The organism is Enterocloster sp. 210928-DFI.2.20, from assembly GCF_020554465.1.
In the GTDB taxonomy this organism is placed as follows: Bacteria; Bacillota; Clostridia; order Lachnospirales; family Lachnospiraceae; genus Enterocloster; species Enterocloster bolteae.
The window spans coordinates 30,220-47,390 of the sequence record NZ_JAJCHK010000007.1 but is presented as its reverse complement, the minus strand read 5'-3'; the positions used below and the strand labels follow the sequence as shown (position 1 = coordinate 47,390).

General features: G+C 50.4%; 14 protein-coding genes and 2 riboswitches. Of the genes, 3 read left to right on the top strand and 11 right to left on the bottom strand.

Features of this window, described 5'->3' with window-relative positions:
- Nucleotides 1-144 precede the first annotated feature (144 nt).
- The 10 genes from LI015_RS08805 to LI015_RS08760 form a co-directional block, all read right to left on the bottom strand.
- Entirely contained in the window at nucleotides 145-1,887 is a 1,743-nt protein-coding gene (locus tag LI015_RS08805; RefSeq protein WP_227124596.1) for an ABC transporter ATP-binding protein, read from the bottom strand.
- Nucleotides 1,884-3,698, bottom strand: a complete 1,815-nt coding sequence (locus tag LI015_RS08800) for an ABC transporter ATP-binding protein (protein WP_002576139.1) — start codon at nucleotides 3,696-3,698, stop codon at nucleotides 1,884-1,886. Before LI015_RS08800 ends, LI015_RS08805 begins: the two co-directional genes overlap by 4 nt.
- Nucleotides 3,699-3,798: 100 nt before the next feature.
- Nucleotides 3,799-4,422, bottom strand: coding sequence for a TetR/AcrR family transcriptional regulator (locus LI015_RS08795; RefSeq protein WP_002565564.1), 624 nt, complete (start codon nucleotides 4,420-4,422; stop codon nucleotides 3,799-3,801).
- Nucleotides 4,423-4,646: 224 nt separating this feature from the next.
- On the bottom strand, nucleotides 4,647-5,210 hold the full coding sequence (gene ahpC, locus LI015_RS08790; protein WP_002570621.1) for an alkyl hydroperoxide reductase subunit C: 564 nt from the start codon (nucleotides 5,208-5,210) through the stop codon (nucleotides 4,647-4,649).
- 246 nt (nucleotides 5,211-5,456) lie between these two features.
- A complete protein-coding gene (locus LI015_RS08785; protein ID WP_002565566.1) occupies nucleotides 5,457-6,485 on the bottom strand; it encodes a PTS sugar transporter subunit IIC in 1,029 nt (342 codons plus the stop codon).
- A 191-nt stretch (nucleotides 6,486-6,676) separates the two neighbouring features.
- Nucleotides 6,677-6,774, bottom strand: a riboswitch (glycine riboswitch).
- A gap of 1 nt (nucleotide 6,775) precedes the next feature.
- Nucleotides 6,776-6,857: riboswitch (glycine riboswitch) on the bottom strand.
- A gap of 240 nt (nucleotides 6,858-7,097) precedes the next feature.
- Nucleotides 7,098-9,173 (bottom strand): heavy metal translocating P-type ATPase, encoded by a 2,076-nt coding sequence (locus LI015_RS08780; protein ID WP_227124595.1) that lies wholly within the window; start codon nucleotides 9,171-9,173, stop codon nucleotides 7,098-7,100.
- 95 nt (nucleotides 9,174-9,268) lie between these two features.
- Nucleotides 9,269-9,598: a DUF6110 family protein gene (locus tag LI015_RS08775; RefSeq protein ID WP_002591155.1), complete on the bottom strand. Its 330-nt coding sequence runs from the start codon at nucleotides 9,596-9,598 to the stop codon at nucleotides 9,269-9,271.
- A gap of 64 nt (nucleotides 9,599-9,662) precedes the next feature.
- Nucleotides 9,663-11,837: a ferrous iron transport protein B gene (gene feoB / locus LI015_RS08770; RefSeq protein ID WP_002576141.1), complete on the bottom strand. Its 2,175-nt coding sequence runs from the start codon at nucleotides 11,835-11,837 to the stop codon at nucleotides 9,663-9,665.
- An 85-nt stretch (nucleotides 11,838-11,922) separates the two neighbouring features.
- Nucleotides 11,923-12,144 carry a FeoA family protein gene (locus tag LI015_RS08765; protein ID WP_002565570.1) on the bottom strand — a complete coding sequence of 74 codons (222 nt, stop codon included), beginning with the start codon at nucleotides 12,142-12,144 and terminating at the stop codon, nucleotides 11,923-11,925.
- Between the two features lie 39 nt (nucleotides 12,145-12,183).
- Nucleotides 12,184-12,393, bottom strand: a complete 210-nt coding sequence (locus LI015_RS08760) for a FeoA family protein (RefSeq protein ID WP_002565571.1) — start codon at nucleotides 12,391-12,393, stop codon at nucleotides 12,184-12,186.
- A gap of 266 nt (nucleotides 12,394-12,659) precedes the next feature.
- Here LI015_RS08760 and LI015_RS08755 point away from each other — a divergent pair, with 266 nt between their 5' ends.
- Nucleotides 12,660-13,049, top strand: coding sequence for a metal-dependent transcriptional regulator (locus tag LI015_RS08755; RefSeq protein ID WP_002565572.1), 390 nt, complete (start codon nucleotides 12,660-12,662; stop codon nucleotides 13,047-13,049).
- 9 nt (nucleotides 13,050-13,058) lie between these two features.
- On the opposite strand, the gene LI015_RS08750 is transcribed toward LI015_RS08755, so the two are convergent.
- Nucleotides 13,059-14,417: a hypothetical protein gene (locus LI015_RS08750; RefSeq protein ID WP_054354700.1), complete on the bottom strand. Its 1,359-nt coding sequence runs from the start codon at nucleotides 14,415-14,417 to the stop codon at nucleotides 13,059-13,061.
- 198 nt (nucleotides 14,418-14,615) lie between these two features.
- Between LI015_RS08750 and LI015_RS08745 the strand changes: the two genes are divergently transcribed.
- Both LI015_RS08745 and LI015_RS08740 read left to right on the top strand, forming a co-directional pair.
- Entirely contained in the window at nucleotides 14,616-15,788 is a 1,173-nt protein-coding gene (locus LI015_RS08745; protein ID WP_227124593.1) for a M20 metallopeptidase family protein, read from the top strand.
- Nucleotides 15,788-17,113, top strand: coding sequence for an MFS transporter (locus tag LI015_RS08740; protein ID WP_227124592.1), 1,326 nt, complete (start codon nucleotides 15,788-15,790; stop codon nucleotides 17,111-17,113). Before LI015_RS08745 ends, LI015_RS08740 begins: the two co-directional genes overlap by 1 nt.
- The last annotated feature ends 58 nt before the right edge of the window (nucleotides 17,114-17,171 follow it).

Sequence of the window (17,171 nt, the reverse complement as noted above, 5' to 3'; positions counted from 1 at the left end):
CAATAAACCATCAAGTTTGCATAAGACTATCCCCGATTACAAACCAAGCAAATATCTTTTAAAATACGGGTGCCGCTGTTGTGGAAGTCAAAAAACACCGCCGGGACTCCATCCATTCCCGGCGGCTTTCCTCTCACCATCTGCTTACAGACTCCAGTTCAGGCTCTTACCCTGAAGTTCTGCCATGTGATGGTATATCCCTTTCTTCTCCAACAGTTCCTCCGGCGTACCCTGCTCCGCCACATAACCATCCTTTAGCACCACAATCCGGTCTGCGCCTGCCACAGTCCTCATCCGGTGCGCAATAATCAGCACAGTCTTATTCTTGACCAGATTGGATATGGCCTGCTGTACCAGAGTCTCATTTTCCACATCCAGAGACGCCGTGGCCTCATCCATGAGAATCACGGGGGCATTCTTTAAAAGGGCCCTGGCAATGGACAGCCGCTGCCGTTCCCCGCCAGATAAGGCAGAACCATTTTCCCCAATCCGGGTCTCATATCCGTTTGGAAGACGATGAATAAATTCCTCACACTGGGCTGCCCTGGCCGCTTCCATCACCTCCTGGTCAGATGCGTCTTTGCGTCCCAGACGGATGTTCTCCATGATGGTATTGTTAAACAGGACCACATCCTGGAATACAATGGAAAAGCTTCTAAGCAGGGTCTCCGGCTCTATCCCGCTGATATCCGTACCTCCCAGCGTAATCTTTCCTCTGTCAATATCCCAGAACCTGGCAGCCAGTTTTGCACTGGTAGATTTTCCGCCTCCTGACGGCCCTACCAGAGCTGTCACCTGTCCCTGTCTTGCTGTAAATGACACATCCTTTAAAACCTGTTTCCCCTCTTTATAGGAAAATCCCACATGGTCAAATACAATATCATATCCATCGTACGCAGCTTCCCTGCTTCCCTGCTGAACAGGCTGCTCCTCAATCCCCTTCATCCGTTCCACCACCAGTAAAGCAGAGTACACAGCCGACAGGTTCTGCAGACAGCCGGTAAGAGGTCCGTACAGCCTGGTGGACGCCACCATAAACATGAGGAACATCATAAAGCCGATGGAATGGGATGACAGAAGAGCAGCTCCCGCCAGTACCGTGGTAGCCATGCCGACTTTCAGGAACATCTGGGACGCTGTGACCATGGTGCCGTTTAACAGTTCCAGACGTATGGTGATGGATTCCACGTTCAGAATCTTCTGGTCCAGCCCCCTCAGATGCTCCTCCTGCTGGTTGTTGGCCCTGATGTCCTGGATATTCTCAATGCACTCCTGGATTCCGTCCGAAGCAGCGATTTTCTTTCCCTTCTGCCTGCGCTCCACCCGGTCCACCATGGGTCTTGTACCTGCTGCCAGAAGAAAGGATATGGGAACCACCCACAGCACAGCCAGCCCCATCCGCCAGTCAGCCGCCATAAGACACACTCCTATGATCGCCGTGGATAGGAAGGCCCCTATGAGTTCAGGAATAAAATGGGAAAATGCCTTTTCAATAAACGCGCTGTCCGCCATAATGGTGGTGGTCAAATCCGCCAGATCCCGTTTTCCAAAAAAAGACATGGGCAGGGTTCTGAGCCTCTCCGCCAGACGAATACGCATATTGGCGCTTTCCGTATAGGATGCCACAAAGGTGGCGTCATACTGGATTCTCCAGAAAATGAATATTATAACCAGCAGTACAATGCAGGCTGCCACATACCCGGCCATTCCCAGGGAAGGAGCCTGAATCCCCACCAACGGGCCCAGAAGCCGTTCCATAAAGAGGAACAGGATGCCCATGGGGAATATCAGCCCCATATTGGTGAGAGCACAGGAAAATATGGCCTTTGTCAAATCCCTTCCTCCCTGTTCGCTCAAGGCGAATTTTTTCTGCAGATACTTGCTCATGCCTTTCCACCTACCTTCCACTCTGCTGATGTCTGATAATCCTTCCACATTTTTGCATACAGCCCCCTGGCCTTCAAAAGTTCATCATGGCTTCCCTGTTCAGCCACACGGCCTTTCTCCATCACGAAGATACGGTGAGCCCGGCACACCGTAGACAGCCTGTGGGCGATCATTATCACGGTCTTGCCCTCCACCAGCTTCTCAAAGGCCAGCTGAATCAGATATTCATTGTCAGGGTCGGCAAATGCCGTGGCCTCGTCCAGGAGCACAATGGGAGCGTCCTTTAAGATTGCTCTGGCCAGTGCAATTCTCTGCATTTCACCGCCCGACAGGTACACCCCTTTGGTTCCAACCACCGTATCCAGACCCTGGGGCATCTTCTTAATAATGTCCTCACATCTGGCTGCCTTCACGGCCCCCATGACTTCCTCCTTATCTGCCTCCGGTTTTGCCGCCCGTATGTTGTTCATCAGACTGTCCTTAAATAGATGGCTGTCCTGGAATACAAAGCTGACCCTCTTCATCAGTTCTTTTGTCTCCATCTCCCTCACATCCACACCGCCGATACAAATGCTTCCCTGGTCCACATCAAAAAACCTTGGAATCAGGCTGACCAGAGTAGTCTTGCCGCTTCCGGAAGCCCCTACAATAGCTGTGGTGGCTCCCTGCGGCACAGTAAGAGACACATGCTCCAGAGCGTTTACACCGTCCTTGTTATAGGAAAACGAGACGTCCTTAATCTCAATCCTGTGATTTTCAGGCTTCCTGGGAGCTGCGGGCTCAGAAAGAGGCTTCTCTCTGATAACATTCAATATTCGCTCCAGCGCGTCATTGGCAGCCATGGTATTTTCACTGGTCCACATGATTTTGTCCATCATGGTCACGCAGACAGGTGTAAACAGGATATAGAAAACCAGATCCAGGGCCATGGTCACAAAACCCTGCCCGCCCGCCGCATCCCCTGCCAGAAGAAGGCCCGCAGGTATGAGAACGGCAAATATGCTGTTGATGCTGACCGAATAACAGCACATGGGAATTCTGAGGGACAGGGTATAATTCACAGCCCAGTTCTTATAGCGAATGATGGAATCATGAAAGCTCTTAAAGGAAAAAATGCTCTGCTGGAATGTCTTTACCACAGGGATTCCGCGCACATACTCCACGGCCTCGCTGTTCATGTCCTCCAGGGCATTCTGGTACTGCTTCATGCACTCTGCCATTCCCGTCCCCATCATCCTGCTGAGGAAAAATGTACCCACCGCCATGGGAATGAGGCTGATAAGGCCAAATCTCCAGTCAAACACCAGAAGAAGTACCAGCACTGCCGCCGGCGTCACCAATGCTCCCGCCAAATCCGGTAACTGATGGGCCAGATAAGTCTCTGTCTGTCCTGCCCCGTCGTCAATGATACGGCGCAGTTTTCCGCTTCCGGTCCCCCTCAAATAGCCAATGGGCAGCTCTGCCAGGTGGTGAAGGGCAGCCGTCTTCATATTTCTGGCTGTCCGGAAGGCCGAAAGATGGGTACACATAAGAGCCCCAAAATAGATAAGCATGCTCAGAAGTGAGGAAGCCACCGCCATCCACCCCCAGTAAACCAGCGTTCCGCCGGCCAGTCCTCCCGGCCAGTTCAGGACCGCCAGCTTTATCACCTTCCACATGCACAGATACGGCACCAGCGCTATAACCGCGCTGATACCTGACAGAATGCATCCTGTCACTGTAAGGTATTTATACTTCCCTGCAAAGGTCATCAGAGTCACCTTACCTGTATCGGGAAGCCGTGTCATAATATGTTTCCTGCTGCCATCCACTTTTTCATCCTCCTTTTCGTTAGTTTCAACTAACTCATTGTTTTAAAAATAAGGCTGTCAGGCTTCTGCCTTCCGGCTTTCCGCCCTCAAGCCTCATCTCTTACTCACCCAACTCCATGATTCGCACCCAGCCCGCATGCTGAAAACGGCTTAATGTGACAGCACAGGTAATTGCCTGTTCTCTCGGCAGGTCGTGGGACACAAATTCATGGAGCTGCTGGAAAAAGGACCTGCACAGAATATGAATCAGTGTGTTGCTCATTCCTTCAGCCGAATGTCCCAAAGATTCCATAGCTTTTATAAAATCCCGGCAGGACTGCTCCTCCACCGCGGCCAGCCTGTCAAAATAACGGTCCCTGGCTTCCTGGGCGCCGCAGCAAAGAAGCAGCTTGAACACCTCAAAATGATCATAGATATAATTCACCATCCAGGGTATGTACTGCTCTGTAATCTCATTCAGCCTGGCTGGCTGCTGTTCAGGCGGCAGCGCAGCAAAGTCCCTGTGCTCTTTACGGTACAGATCCAGCAGTTCCTCCGCCGTATCTGAGGTTAGCGCGTCAAACAATGCTTTCTTCCCCGGAAAATAACCGTATATGGCTCCGGTTGTCACCGATGCCTCCTTTGCGATTCTCCTGAGCGACGCTTTCTCATATCCATATGTGAGAAATTCCTTCTTTCCTGCCTCCAATATGGCAGTAACCGTACCGTTGTACCTGTCCTCCATGACAATCACTCCAACCTTTTCCCATATCATTATAACACTGTTATATAACATGGTTATTATGGTACAAAAAAAGGCATCCGTCAATACATATAACCGATACCTTTTCTCATTAAACCATTTTATATGTTTTTTTGAAAAAACTTCTCAAAACCAATGAATGCAGCGTACTTTCTCAGCCCTTCATCCACCATCTGTCCGGGACCTGCCATATTGTAGAGGGCGGCTTATAAGAGCCCCACCAGCTCCAGGCTCGGTTTTAAAGTATCTGCTCCCGGCTGCCATTTTGCCGGGCATACCTGATCACCGTGCTCCGCCACAAACTGGGATGCCTGAACACGTCTGAACAGCTCGTCCGCATTCCTGCCCACATTTCCCGCGATTACCTCGCAGGCAACAATCTTTCCTTCCGGATTCAAGATAAAGCTTCCTCTTTCAGCCATTCCGTCAGCCTCTATCATCACATCGAAATCCCTGGCCAGACTGCCCGTGGGATCCGCCAGCATGGGATACTTGATTTTCTGTATGGTCCTTGATGCGTCATGCCATGCCTTGTGGACAAAATGGCTGTCGCAGGATACGCTGTATATCTCGCAGCCGGCTGACTTGAAGTCCTCATACTTATCCGCCAGGTCCTCCAGCTCAGTGGGGCAAACAAATGTAAAATCCGCGGGATAAAAGAAAAATACAGCCCACTTCCCTAAAACATCTGATTTCTTCACTTCCCTGAACGCTCCGCCTGCATAGGCCTGTACTGTAAAATCGCTGATTTCTTTTCCTATTAATGACATATTGTTTCCTCCTGGTCTTTGTGATGGTTTACTGCTGCCTTGCCTTCTATCCCGTTACCCTTGAAACAGAAATCCATTGCCTGCTGCCCGGTTGTTAGTTTTGTCTAATTTACTCATATTTTACCAGAACTAATCCCTTTTGTCAATAAACAATATTGATAATTATTATTAATATTGTTTATTTCGAAAAACATAAAAAGAACAGCCAGACAAGTTTCCCCATCTGGCTGTTCCCATGCTGCGTTATTACTCCTCAAACGAATTAATGACGGATAATTCCGGCTTCATATCATACTTCTTCTTAAATACTATGGCTCCCACGATTCCAGCCAGGGTACCGCTGATGGCAGCCAGCAGCAGCGCCATAAGTACCTTTAACGGCGGATTGAAGGCAAAGGGCGCCAGCAGTCCGGGTATGGGAGATGCTGTTCCCGGGGCATTGTTGATAATGCCCAGGAATGCGGCGGCCACTCCCGAAAAGCCTCCCCCGAAAAAGTTGGAACAATAAATTGGTATGGGATGCTTTGTTATGATATGGGCCTGTGTCAGCGGCTCCATCATAACAGCTGCCACGTTGCTGTTATCCCCGAAGTGGAGCATTTTAAAGATGACACCATTGGTAAAGGAACCGCCGAAGCAGGCAATAGCTGCAATACCCATGGGCAGTCCTGTAAGTCCCAGCATGGCGGTAAGAGCCATGGAACTGAGGGGAGACGTACAAATCATCTTGATAACCCCTCCCAGCAGAAGTCCCATGAGAATGGGCGACTGCTCTGTAGCTGCCGAAATCATGCCGCCGATGTGCGCCAGGGCTGCATTCACAGCCGGATCCACCAGGAAGGCGATGAATCTGGCAATCGGTGCAATCATGAGAGCACCCAGCACGGAATCCAGGCCCGGCGGAAGGTGTTTCTCAATAAACGGCGCAATGAAGCCAATTGCATATCCTGCGATAAATCCCGGAAGGATGCCGTATCCTCCCAGAGCAACACCGGCAACTACTGCAAATACGGGATTCACTCCCATGCCTATCGGTACCATAATTGCCGCTGCCACGCCGCCCATGTTGCCCGATATGGTGCCCGTTTCCCCAAGGAATGCCAGGTGAAGCAAATCTCCGGATATGTACCTGTGGACAGCCTCCACAAGGAAAGTTGCAACTGCTGCATTGGCCATTCCCGACATGGCCGCTGAACCTTTGGGCGCCTTCATACTGAAAAGTGAGAAAGCTGCCAGCGTCAATAATAGTAATCCTAACCCCGTAATAATTGTCATAAATCTACGTTCCTCCTGTTTTTTGCTCTCCGCAGATATGCTTGGCCGCTTTCCACCACAGACCGCCGTTACCGCTGTGATAGCTCTTAAGCTAAGGTATATCCTTGGTAGAGTTTTCGCAATGCAGGTAACGAAGAAGTCCCCAAAATTGCAAAAAAACAGAGACAGACATAAACGTAGCGTAGATGTCTGCCTCTGTCCTTTTACCTGAAAGTTTCCCTGACGCGGTTGCTGCTATGCCGCCGGTTGCTTCATCGGTATTCACATTTTAGTGACCTTCTCCAGAGTCCCGTCCGAATTCGATTCTTTTGCCTGAGAGTTTGCGCATCCCCTTCGGCGTTACCTGGCGGTAATCTCTCCCGAATTCATCAACCGGTCTGTCATTAACTTTGTTTATATTTTAACATCAAACATAGAAAAAAGCAATAGAATTATGTTCAGTTTATTTCTTTTTCACAAAAAACATACCGTTTTTTTATGCATACGGCACAATTTTTTTCACAATAAATGACAGAAAATAAACATATGTCCATTTACTCTCTTCCATTCCCAAAATAATTGTAAAATACAGGAAGGGGGATTTTATTTTTTTTCTGTACGCGCCTTCAAAAATCAATCCAGAAGATTGGTCATGCTCTTTAAACTGATAGCCAGAGTGGATGTATTGTGGAGCATAGCTGATGCGGCCGGGGTTATGACGCCTCCCACTCCCAGAAGAATAAGACCCAGGTTGAATCCGATAACAAACCGGTAGTTCCGGTCAATCCGGTCCATGAGTGCCCGGCTGATAGCCCTCAGTGTCACCAGTTGGAACAGGTTGTTCTCCGAGATGGTGATATCTGCTATCTCCCTGGCAATCTCAGCCCCTTCGCTGATGGCAATTCCCGCGTCAGCAGCCGACAGGGCCGGCGAATCATTGATTCCGTCGCCAATCATAATAACCTTACGGCCCTTTTTCTTTTCTTCGTCCACGAACCGGGCCTTGTCCTCGGGAAGGACCTCCGAATAATACTCGTCCACTCCCACCCGTCCGGCAACAGCGGCGGCTGTGCGCTCACTGTCTCCTGTCATCATGACAATCTTGGTGATTCCCTGCCTGTGAAGGGCGGCGATGACCGCATCCGCCTCATCCCTCAGAGGGTCCTCAATGCAGATAACGGCTGCCAGGCTTCCTCCGATGGCCAGGTAGAGGTGGGAATATTCCACGGGAAGGCTGTCAAATACCGTTCTCTTATCCTCCGGTATCCTGCATCCCTCATCTTCAAACACAAAGTGATAGCTTCCAATCACCACCCTTTCATCTCCCACATAGGTGGCAATGCCGTGTGCTACAATATAATCCACCCTGGAATGCATCTCCTTGTGGACCAGCCCCCGCTTCACTGCCTCATTTACCACAGCCTTAGCCATGGAGTGGGGGAAATGCTCCTCCAGGCAGGCAGCAATGCGCAGCAGCTCTTCCTTTCCCATGTCATTGAATACCACCACATCCGCCACCTGGGGCCTGGCCTTTGTCAGGGTTCCTGTCTTGTCAAAGATAATGGTGTCGGCAGCAGCCGCTGCCTCCATATACCTGCCTCCCTTTACCGTAATATGGCAGCTGCCGGCCTCGCGCATGGCCGAGAGCACAGACAGGGGCATAGCCAGCTTCAGCGCGCAGGAAAAATCCACCATCAGGATGGACAGGGCCTTTGTCACATTGCGGGTCAGCAGCCACGTAAGGATGGTTCCGCCCAGACTCCAGGGAACCAACGCGTCCGCCAGGGTGGCTGCCTTTCCCTCAGCCGTGGACTTAAGCTGCTCCGACTCCTCAATCATGGTCACAATCCGTTCAAACCTGGTGTCGCCCGCAGCCGTTCTCACCCGCAGGGTAATCTCTCCCTCCTCTACGGCTGTTCCCGCATACACGTAGGAGCCCTCCTCCTTCCTGACAGGCACTGATTCCCCCGTCATGGAAGCCTGATTCACCATGGCGTCCCCGGAAGCGACCACTCCGTCCAGAGGAATCACATTTCCCATATGGACCGTTACCAGGTCTCCCTCCCTGATTTTTGAAACAGGAACCAGAACCTCTGTCCCATCCACATTCTGCCATACCCCGGCAATGTTTAAGGACATGCTCCTGGCAAGGTCGCCCACTGACTTTTTGCGGGTCCATTCTTCCAGAAGTTCCCCAATCCCCAGAAGGAACATAACAGAACCCGCCGTGTCGAAATCCCGTCTCAGGACAGACACGGCAATCGCTGCGGCATCCAAAACCTCCACCTCCAGCTTGCCCCTGAGCAGACAGCGGACTCCCTTTAGCAGGTACCTGACGGAGTGGGCGGCCGTATAGACGGCTCTGACAGAAGCCGGCAGAAAGGATTTGGCAAATGCCCTGACCACCACTTTCCGGACCAGCTTCTCCTTGTATTCGCGGTTCAGGGCCCTTCCGCTGTTCTTCGGCACCAGCTCTTCCATCCGCTCACTATCATAAGAAAACCTCTGTATTCCCTCCAGTATGCACCTGCGGCTGCCTTCATACACCACAGCGGCATCCGCTGTTCTCTCATATACCCTGACATTTTTTACTCCGGGAAGGGTGCAGAGATAATAATGCAGCAAATCAGCCTGCCGTATGCTCATATCCTTCTGATAAAAATGAACCCTGACCCTTCCCCTTATCTCATGTCTAATTACAAACTTCATTGTTTCAAGCTCCTATTTTCAACTGTCCTGGACACATTTTCAGAGTAAATGAAAAAATTACCGCCCGGAGATTTCTTCCCCAGGCGGATTATACATTACGCTGTAACCGTATCAGCAGAAGCTGTCTCATCTTCCTTCAAATATTCTGAGGTATGCTCAGGGGACTCCTCCCTGCTTTCATCCTCAAATACCTCCTGACAGCGCTGTGCATTGATTTCCCTGGCCTCTGCCAGAATATCCTCAGCGTTCTCCTGGATATTGGAGGCGGTGGTCATCACACAGTCTTTAGCCCTTAATCCGGCAGCCAGGCAGTTGATATATAACTTTTTGGCATCATCGCTTCCCAGAATCTTCACACCTGCTGTTCCAAACAGGACGCCGCCTAAAAAAAGGCCCATTTTTTTACATTTAAAACAATCGATCATTCCTTTATCCTCCTAAATTATATGTAAACAATCCTTATCAGGCACAAAAGAGTATGCAGGGCTGTTATGATGCTGTCTTGGCCTTTACATTCACATTAAGAGAACTGCCCTCTTTATAAGGCCTTACTAACAGATAGATGAATACGGCCACGGCCCCAATTGCCGCAACGGTTCCGACTCCAAAGGTTCCCTCTGTAAACCATCTGCCAAACTGGTATATGCACAGTGCCACCACATATGCAAGTATGGTCTGATAGCCGATTGCAAACCAGGTCCACCTTGCATTGTTCATCTCACGCTTGATGGCGCCTATGGCAGCAAAACAGGGAGCGCACAGCAGATTGAACACCAGGAAGGAATATGCGCTGACGGCTGTAAAGCTCTGGGCCAGTGTTCCCCAGATTTCTGATCCGTCCTCAGCCACTTCCGCAAAACCATAGAGAATGCCGAAGGTGCCAACTACGTTTTCCTTTGCAACCAGACCCGTGATGGCCGCCACAGCTGCCTGCCAGTTCCCCCATCCCAGAGGAGCAAATATCCAGGCAATGGCCTGACCGATTGACGCCAGAATTCCATCCGACAAATCTTCCACCATACCAAAATGTCCGTCCACAAACCCAAAGCTGGATGTAAACCAAATAAAAATAGTGGACAGCAGGATTACGGTTCCTGCCTTCTTGATAAAGGACCAGCCTCTCTCCCACATGCTGCGCAGAACATTCGACACAGTTGGAAGGTGGTAAGCAGGAAGCTCCATTACAAACGGCGCCGGATCCCCTGCAAACATTTTTGTTTTCTTTAAGATGATGCCGGAGCAGATAATGGCTGCAATTCCTACGAAGTAGGCGCTGGGTGCTACCCAGGAAGCGCCTCCGAACAGGGCTCCCGCAAACAGCGCAATAATAGGTAGCTTTGCTCCGCATGGAATAAAGGTGGTGGTCATGATGGTCATTTTGCGGTCCCTGTCATTCTCAATGGTACGGGAAGCCATGATGCCGGGAACACCGCAGCCGGTTCCGATCAGCATGGGAATAAAGGACTTTCCTGACAATCCGAATTTTCGGAAAATTCTGTCCATGATAAACGCCACCCTGGCCATGTAACCGCAGGATTCAAGAAACGCAAGGAAAATAAACAGCACCAGCATCTGGGGCACAAAGCCAAGCACAGCGCCCACGCCAGCCACAATACCATCTAATATCAGGCTGGAGAGCCAGTCAGCACAGCCCACCGCGGCGAGGAATCCCTCCACAACAACAGGTATGCCCGGCACTTCCAAGCCAAACAGACTCCAGCCTTCCCCAAACACTCCGTCGTTAGCCCAGTCAGTGGCCCAGGTTCCCACGGTGGTAACTGAAACATAGTAGACAACCCACATGACCGCCGCAAATATAGGCAGAGCCAGGAAACGGTTGGTGACGATATGGTCAATTTTATCGGAGACGCTCATCTTCTCTCTGCTCTTTTTTGTATAACACCTGCCAATAATGGATGTAATGTAGGTATAGCGCTCATTTGTGATGATACTCTCAGCGTCATCGTCCATGGCCTCCTCCATGCGCGCTGTGATGCTTCCCACATCCGGAACCATGGTCATTTGGGCCCCAATCTTGTCATCCCGCTCAAACAGCTTGATGGCATAGAAGCGCCTCTGCGCCTCAGGCACATTTCCTCCGATGCATTGTTCGATTTCCTCCAGAGCCGCCTCCACATCGGCGCAGAATTTGTGTACCGGTACAGATGCTCTGCTGTCCTTTGCAAGCTCCACTGCCTTGTTGGCGGCCTCCATGATGCCGGTGCCCTTTAATGCGGAAATCTCCACCACCGGGCAGCCCAGCTCCCTGCTCAGAGCCTGAATGTCAATCCGGTCCCCGCTCTTTTTAACCACGTCCATCATGTTGACAGCCATCAGCACGGGAATCCCCAGCTCCATTAACTGGGTGGTCAGGTACAGGTTGCGCTCCAGGTTGGTTCCGTCCACAATGTTTAAGATGGCATCCGGCCGCTGGGTAATCAGGTAGTTCCTGGCGACCACTTCCTCCAGCGTGTAAGGCGACAATGAATAGATACCCGGAAGGTCCATGATGATGACATCCTTGTTCCCCTTAAGTTTTCCTTCCTTCTTTTCCACCGTGACACCAGGCCAGTTTCCAACAAACTGATTGGATCCGGTAAGACCATTGAACAGCGTGGTCTTTCCGCAGTTGGGATTACCGGCCAAAGCAATTTTGATTGACATTTTCATATCCTCCTCATTCTCTTATTGAGAAAATTTATCAATAAATTAGTTGTAGCTAACTCATTCTTTTAAAAAAAAGCAGTTTCTACTGCACTTCAATCATCTCGGCATCCGCTTTCCTTAAGGACAGCTCATAGCCCCTAACATTCACCTCCACAGGGTCCCCCAGAGGCGCCACCTTGCGGACATAGACTTCCGTCCCTTTTGTGATGCCCATATCCATGATACGCCGCTTTACGGCCCCTTCTCCGTGAAGTTTAACAACCGTTACCGTGCTTTTGCATTTTACTTCCTTCAATGTGCGCATCTTATTAATGCTCCTTTCCTTCTCATACCCGCGGCCAGCTTACACCATAATCTTATTGGCCATTTCTTTGCTGATAGCAACCCTTGATTCCTTTACATTGACAATCACATTGCCATTGTTAGCTGAAACAACAGTCACACTCGCTCCCGGCACAAACCCCATGTTCTCCAGATGACGCTTTACCTCTTCCTTGCCGCCCACCCGGACTATGGATGCCACCGTACCTTCTTTTACCAATGTCAACGGCATACCCATCACTCCTCTTTCTGAACCTGATGTGATTCTGTTTCCTGAAATTTCCATATTGCAGCTGGAAAGTTATGGTATCCTAACTGCAAATTTAGGTTAGCACCAGTTAACCAAAATGTCAATCGTTTTTTCAAATTAAATGCGGATTTTTTGCTATTTCAGTCCTGACGCTAATTTGCGTTTCCTTTCCGGGTATGATAAAATAGAAAATAGCCGCCGCAGACTTTGAACTAACTAATATTTATCAGTGGGAGGATTTGATTAAATTGAAAATACAGGAATCAGCTGAAAACTATCTGGAAACAATCTTGATTTTAAGCCGCAAAAACCCCTATGTCCGCTCCATCGACATCGCCAACGAACTGGCCTTTTCCAAGCCCAGTGTCAGCGTGGCAATGAAGAATCTGCGTGAAAACGGTTATATCCTCATGGATGACCAGGGGCACATCACCCTCAGCAGTATGGGAAAGGAAATCGCCGAAACCATGTACGAACGCCACACCATGCTCTCCCAGTGGCTCATGTACCTTGGCGTGGATGAACAGACAGCCGCGGAGGATGCCTGCCGCATTGAACATGTGGTCAGCGCAGAAAGCTTCCGGGCCATCAAGGACCATATTACCAAGGGGCATGAGCTTCCGGAAGACAATTTATAAGGCACGCAGTCAGAAATATTCCTGCTGCTGTCCCTGTTTTTCTTCCGGGTTCCCCGGACCGCCGGTCCTGATATACACACTTTCCGGCCGCCCCTTGGTGGTGGTCCTGGTCTTATATGCAATCTTCAGATATCCCTCCTGCTCCAATACAGCCAGAAAACGGTTGGCGCTCCGCTTGGTGATGCCCAGCCTGAGCGCAAGGGTCCTGGCTGTGATTTCCTGCTTTTCGGAGGCGCTGATAGCAGTAAATATTTTCTTTACTGTCAGGGGTGAAAGCTTGGACTGCACGTCCAGCACTTCACTGTTGTCCACATTAAGGAGAAGCTGGCCGCAGTCCCCCATGGGACCAATAATCTGCTCCCTCTCATTGATCAGGTATGCCAGAGACTGCTTAAGTTCAGCCTCATGGCAGGCGTCAAGAGCATTTAACCGGGCCTGTGAAAGACTGTTCCCAAGACCGCAGCCGATGCTGAAACGGGCGGACAGCTTTTTTTCCCTCAGAAACGGGCTGAGGCGGTCCTCCTTAAAATCTCCGGTCCAGCCCGAAACATGTTTCTTGGTAGACACGATTTCCAGCCCGTAATGGCGCCTGTGGACCGAACAGTCAATCATGGATGCCCCTATAAATTCAATCACAAGATTTTCAAGCCTCATGTAATCATAATCCAGGCCCTGGAACATCTCACCGCCGGAACCATTTTCCGACAGTTTCACGATGATGACTCCCGGTATCTGCTCCTCCAGCTTCCTGCGCTCAATCTCATTGAGAAGCTTGTCGCACATCTCCCCCACATACCGTTTGCTGGGGAACGGGAAATAGACCTTCACGCCGGCCTCCTGCAGTGCCGGCACAATACTGGAAAACCGCGTGACGGATAAATCAATCTTTCCTTCCTCCCAGAGCCTTACATGTTTCCCGTACTCCTCCTGCTCAATTCCAAGCATCCGCTCCATGTCAAATTCATCCGCTGAAAGCTCCCGGATATCGGGCATGGGGCTGCGCCCCTCCACAAAATCCTTTAGTCCCACTCCGAAGATTTCCACAATATCAGCGTAAACCCTTGTAAAATCCAGGTTCCTGTTCTCATTTAACAGCTTTAGAAATAAACGGTACAGGGCAGCCTCATCAGTGTTGAAAAAACAGATGGGGCGCTTTTCTTCTTTATAATAAAGATGTATCATGTGCGCAGGAAAACTGCCGGAAGTCAGGATGCCGTCAAACTCCTCCGTAACCTTTTCATAGATATACTGTATATCTGAAAATGTTTTATATGTAAATATGCAATAATCAACGTCCAGGTCCCCAAGCATGGACTGGAGAAACTCTTTTATATATTCTGTTGCGATGACTGCAATCTTTCTCTTCAATTCCATTCCTCCCAAAACCGCTTTGTCTTTTATCTTAACATAGCAAAGGAAAATCCGCATCCTCCAAATGGAAAAATCCCCGGCTTTTTGTCAATTGTGCATATAAATATTTTTTATCCCCTTGACAAACATGGTCTTTTTGCTATAATAAAGACACGTCTTTATATAGTCTTTTTATATTCCAAGGAGGGTACCGCAATGAACGAATTCTTACGACGAGCAAAGGAACTCGAACACCAGATGCAGAAGGACCGCCGCTACCTGCACCAGCATGCCGAAGCAGGGGAACACCTGCCCGGAACCACTAAATATGTCATGGAACGCCTTTCTTCCATAGGGCTTTCCCCCCGGGAAATCTGCGACTCAGGCATCACTGCCCTGATTGAGGGCAGCTGCCCCGGCAAGACCATACTTCTCAGAGCTGACATGGATGCGCTCCCCATGAAAGAGATGAACAGTCTTCCCTTTCAGACAGTCACGGAGGCGGCCCACAACTGCGGACATGACATACATACCGCCATGCTTCTTGCTGCTGCCCAGATTCTGCATGAGCGCAGAGATGAGCTCTGCGGCAGCGTCAAGCTGATGTTCCAGCCGGCGGAAGAGGTTTTTACTGGTTCTGAGAACATGATTAAGGCGGGAATTCTTTCCAATCCCACGGTAGATGCCGCCATGGGCATACATGTGATGTTAGATACCCCGGTTCCCTCCCTCAACTATGGCACGGGCTTCATGACGTCCTCCTGCGACGGTTTTAAAATCACGGTAAAAGGTGTGGGCTGCCATGGGGCCATGCCTCATCTGGGTATTGATCCCATCAATGTGGGCTTTCATATTTACAGCGCCTTCCAGAATCTCATAGCCAGGGAGTGTGATCCAGGCGAGAAGGCAAGTCTTACCCTGGGTGCGTTTAATGCGGGAAACACCTCCAACATTATTCCTGACAGCGCCGTACTCATGGGCACCCTGCGCACCTATAACAAGGATTTGCGCGCCAGGCTTGTAAAAAGGATGCATGAGATTGCAGAATACACGGGAAAGGTCTTTGGAGTGGCCATTGAATACGAATCCCTCTCCGAGGTGCCATCCACCTACTCTGACCCGGCTCTTACCAGGGAGCTGGCAGAATATGCCTCTGAGGTGGTTCCTGATTTCATCAAACACACCGATTACTCCGTAACACCTTCCGATGACTTTGCCCGCGTGTCCGAAAAGGTCCCCACCGTCTACTTCATGATAGGATGCAGGGTGGATGGGTGCACGGTTCAGCACCATAATCCGGGCGTATTATTCGATGAAACCGTCATGCCCTACGGGGCCGCAGTACACGCAGCCTGCGCATTTAACTGGCTGAACAGGAGGAACGCATAATGGAACGCAAAAAAATATACTATGGCTGGTTCGTTGTCTTTGGTTGTCTCATGATTACATGTACCATGGTCCCCCCCATCATGGCGCTCAGCAATAAATTCCTGATACAGGTTACGGGTGAGCTCCAGATTTCCAGAAGCGCCTTTACCCTGGCCAATACCATTCTCCAGGGTCTCGGAATCTTCCTGTCCCCTGTTGTGTCGGCCAGGCTTGCAAGAGGCAACATGAAACGGATTCAGACCGTCAGCATTATCGGCTTTGTCCTTTCCTACGCTTCCTTCTCCCTTGCCACCAATGTGATTCATCTATACATTTCCTCCTTCTTTACCGGTATTTTCTTTTTAAACGCTTCTCTGATTCCGGTGAGCATGATGATTACCAACTGGTTTGTCAAAAAGAGAGGACTTGCCATGAGCATTGCCATGGCCGGAATCGGCGTGGGCGGCACCATCTTCAGCCCTGTGATCACATGGCTGCTGGGGGCATATGGCTGGAGGAGCACCTACCGGATCATGGCACTCATTATCCTAGTACTGGCCCTTCCCGCTGCCCTGTTCATCCTCAAGAAACGTCCGGAGGATATGGGACTTTTACCCTATGGCAGCGAGGATTCCACCATTGAGAGTTCCTCCCTTCAGGATTCATCCTCCAGGGATGCTGCCTCCAAACGAATCCCCCAAAAGGCAGACGTGGTGTTTCCGCTGAGCGTAAAGGAATCCAGGACAAAGCTGTTCTTTATCCTTTTCATATTCGGCATGCTGTGCAACGGACTGATTAATACGGGCTCCCTGGGCCACTTCCCTCCGGCCATCGAGGAACTTCAGGGCCCCCAGGTACAGGCATTAATCATCTCCCTGTATTCCATGATTGGCATATTCGGGAAGCTGGTCCTTGGATGGCTCAATGACAGGTTCGGCGTTGTGGCCAGTACTGCTTTTGGATGCATCACCTTTGCCCTTTCCTTTATCTTCATCCTGTTTGGCCAGAATATCAGCATGCTCTACATCATGGCCTTCCTCTTCGGCCTGGGAGATGCTATCGGCACCGTCACCCCTCCGCTTATCACCTCCGCCATCTTTGGCGCTGAAAAATACGGCGAGGCATACGGAATCGCCAACAGCTTTACACAAATCGGCCTTTCCCTGGGAGCGCTCATGGTGGCTGCCATATACGACACCAGCGGCTCCTACAACACGGCCTGGATTCTCCTTCTTATCCTGACCCTGGGCGCCTTCGCCGGCTGGATAGGCGCATATACCGCATCCAGAAAGTACTGCCGAAAGCCTGCGGCGGGCAATACGCAGAATATGCAGGCCGCGCAATAAAACCGGAAGCAAAGCGCCCTCAAACCATTCAAGTATGCCTGAATGGTTTGAGGGCGCT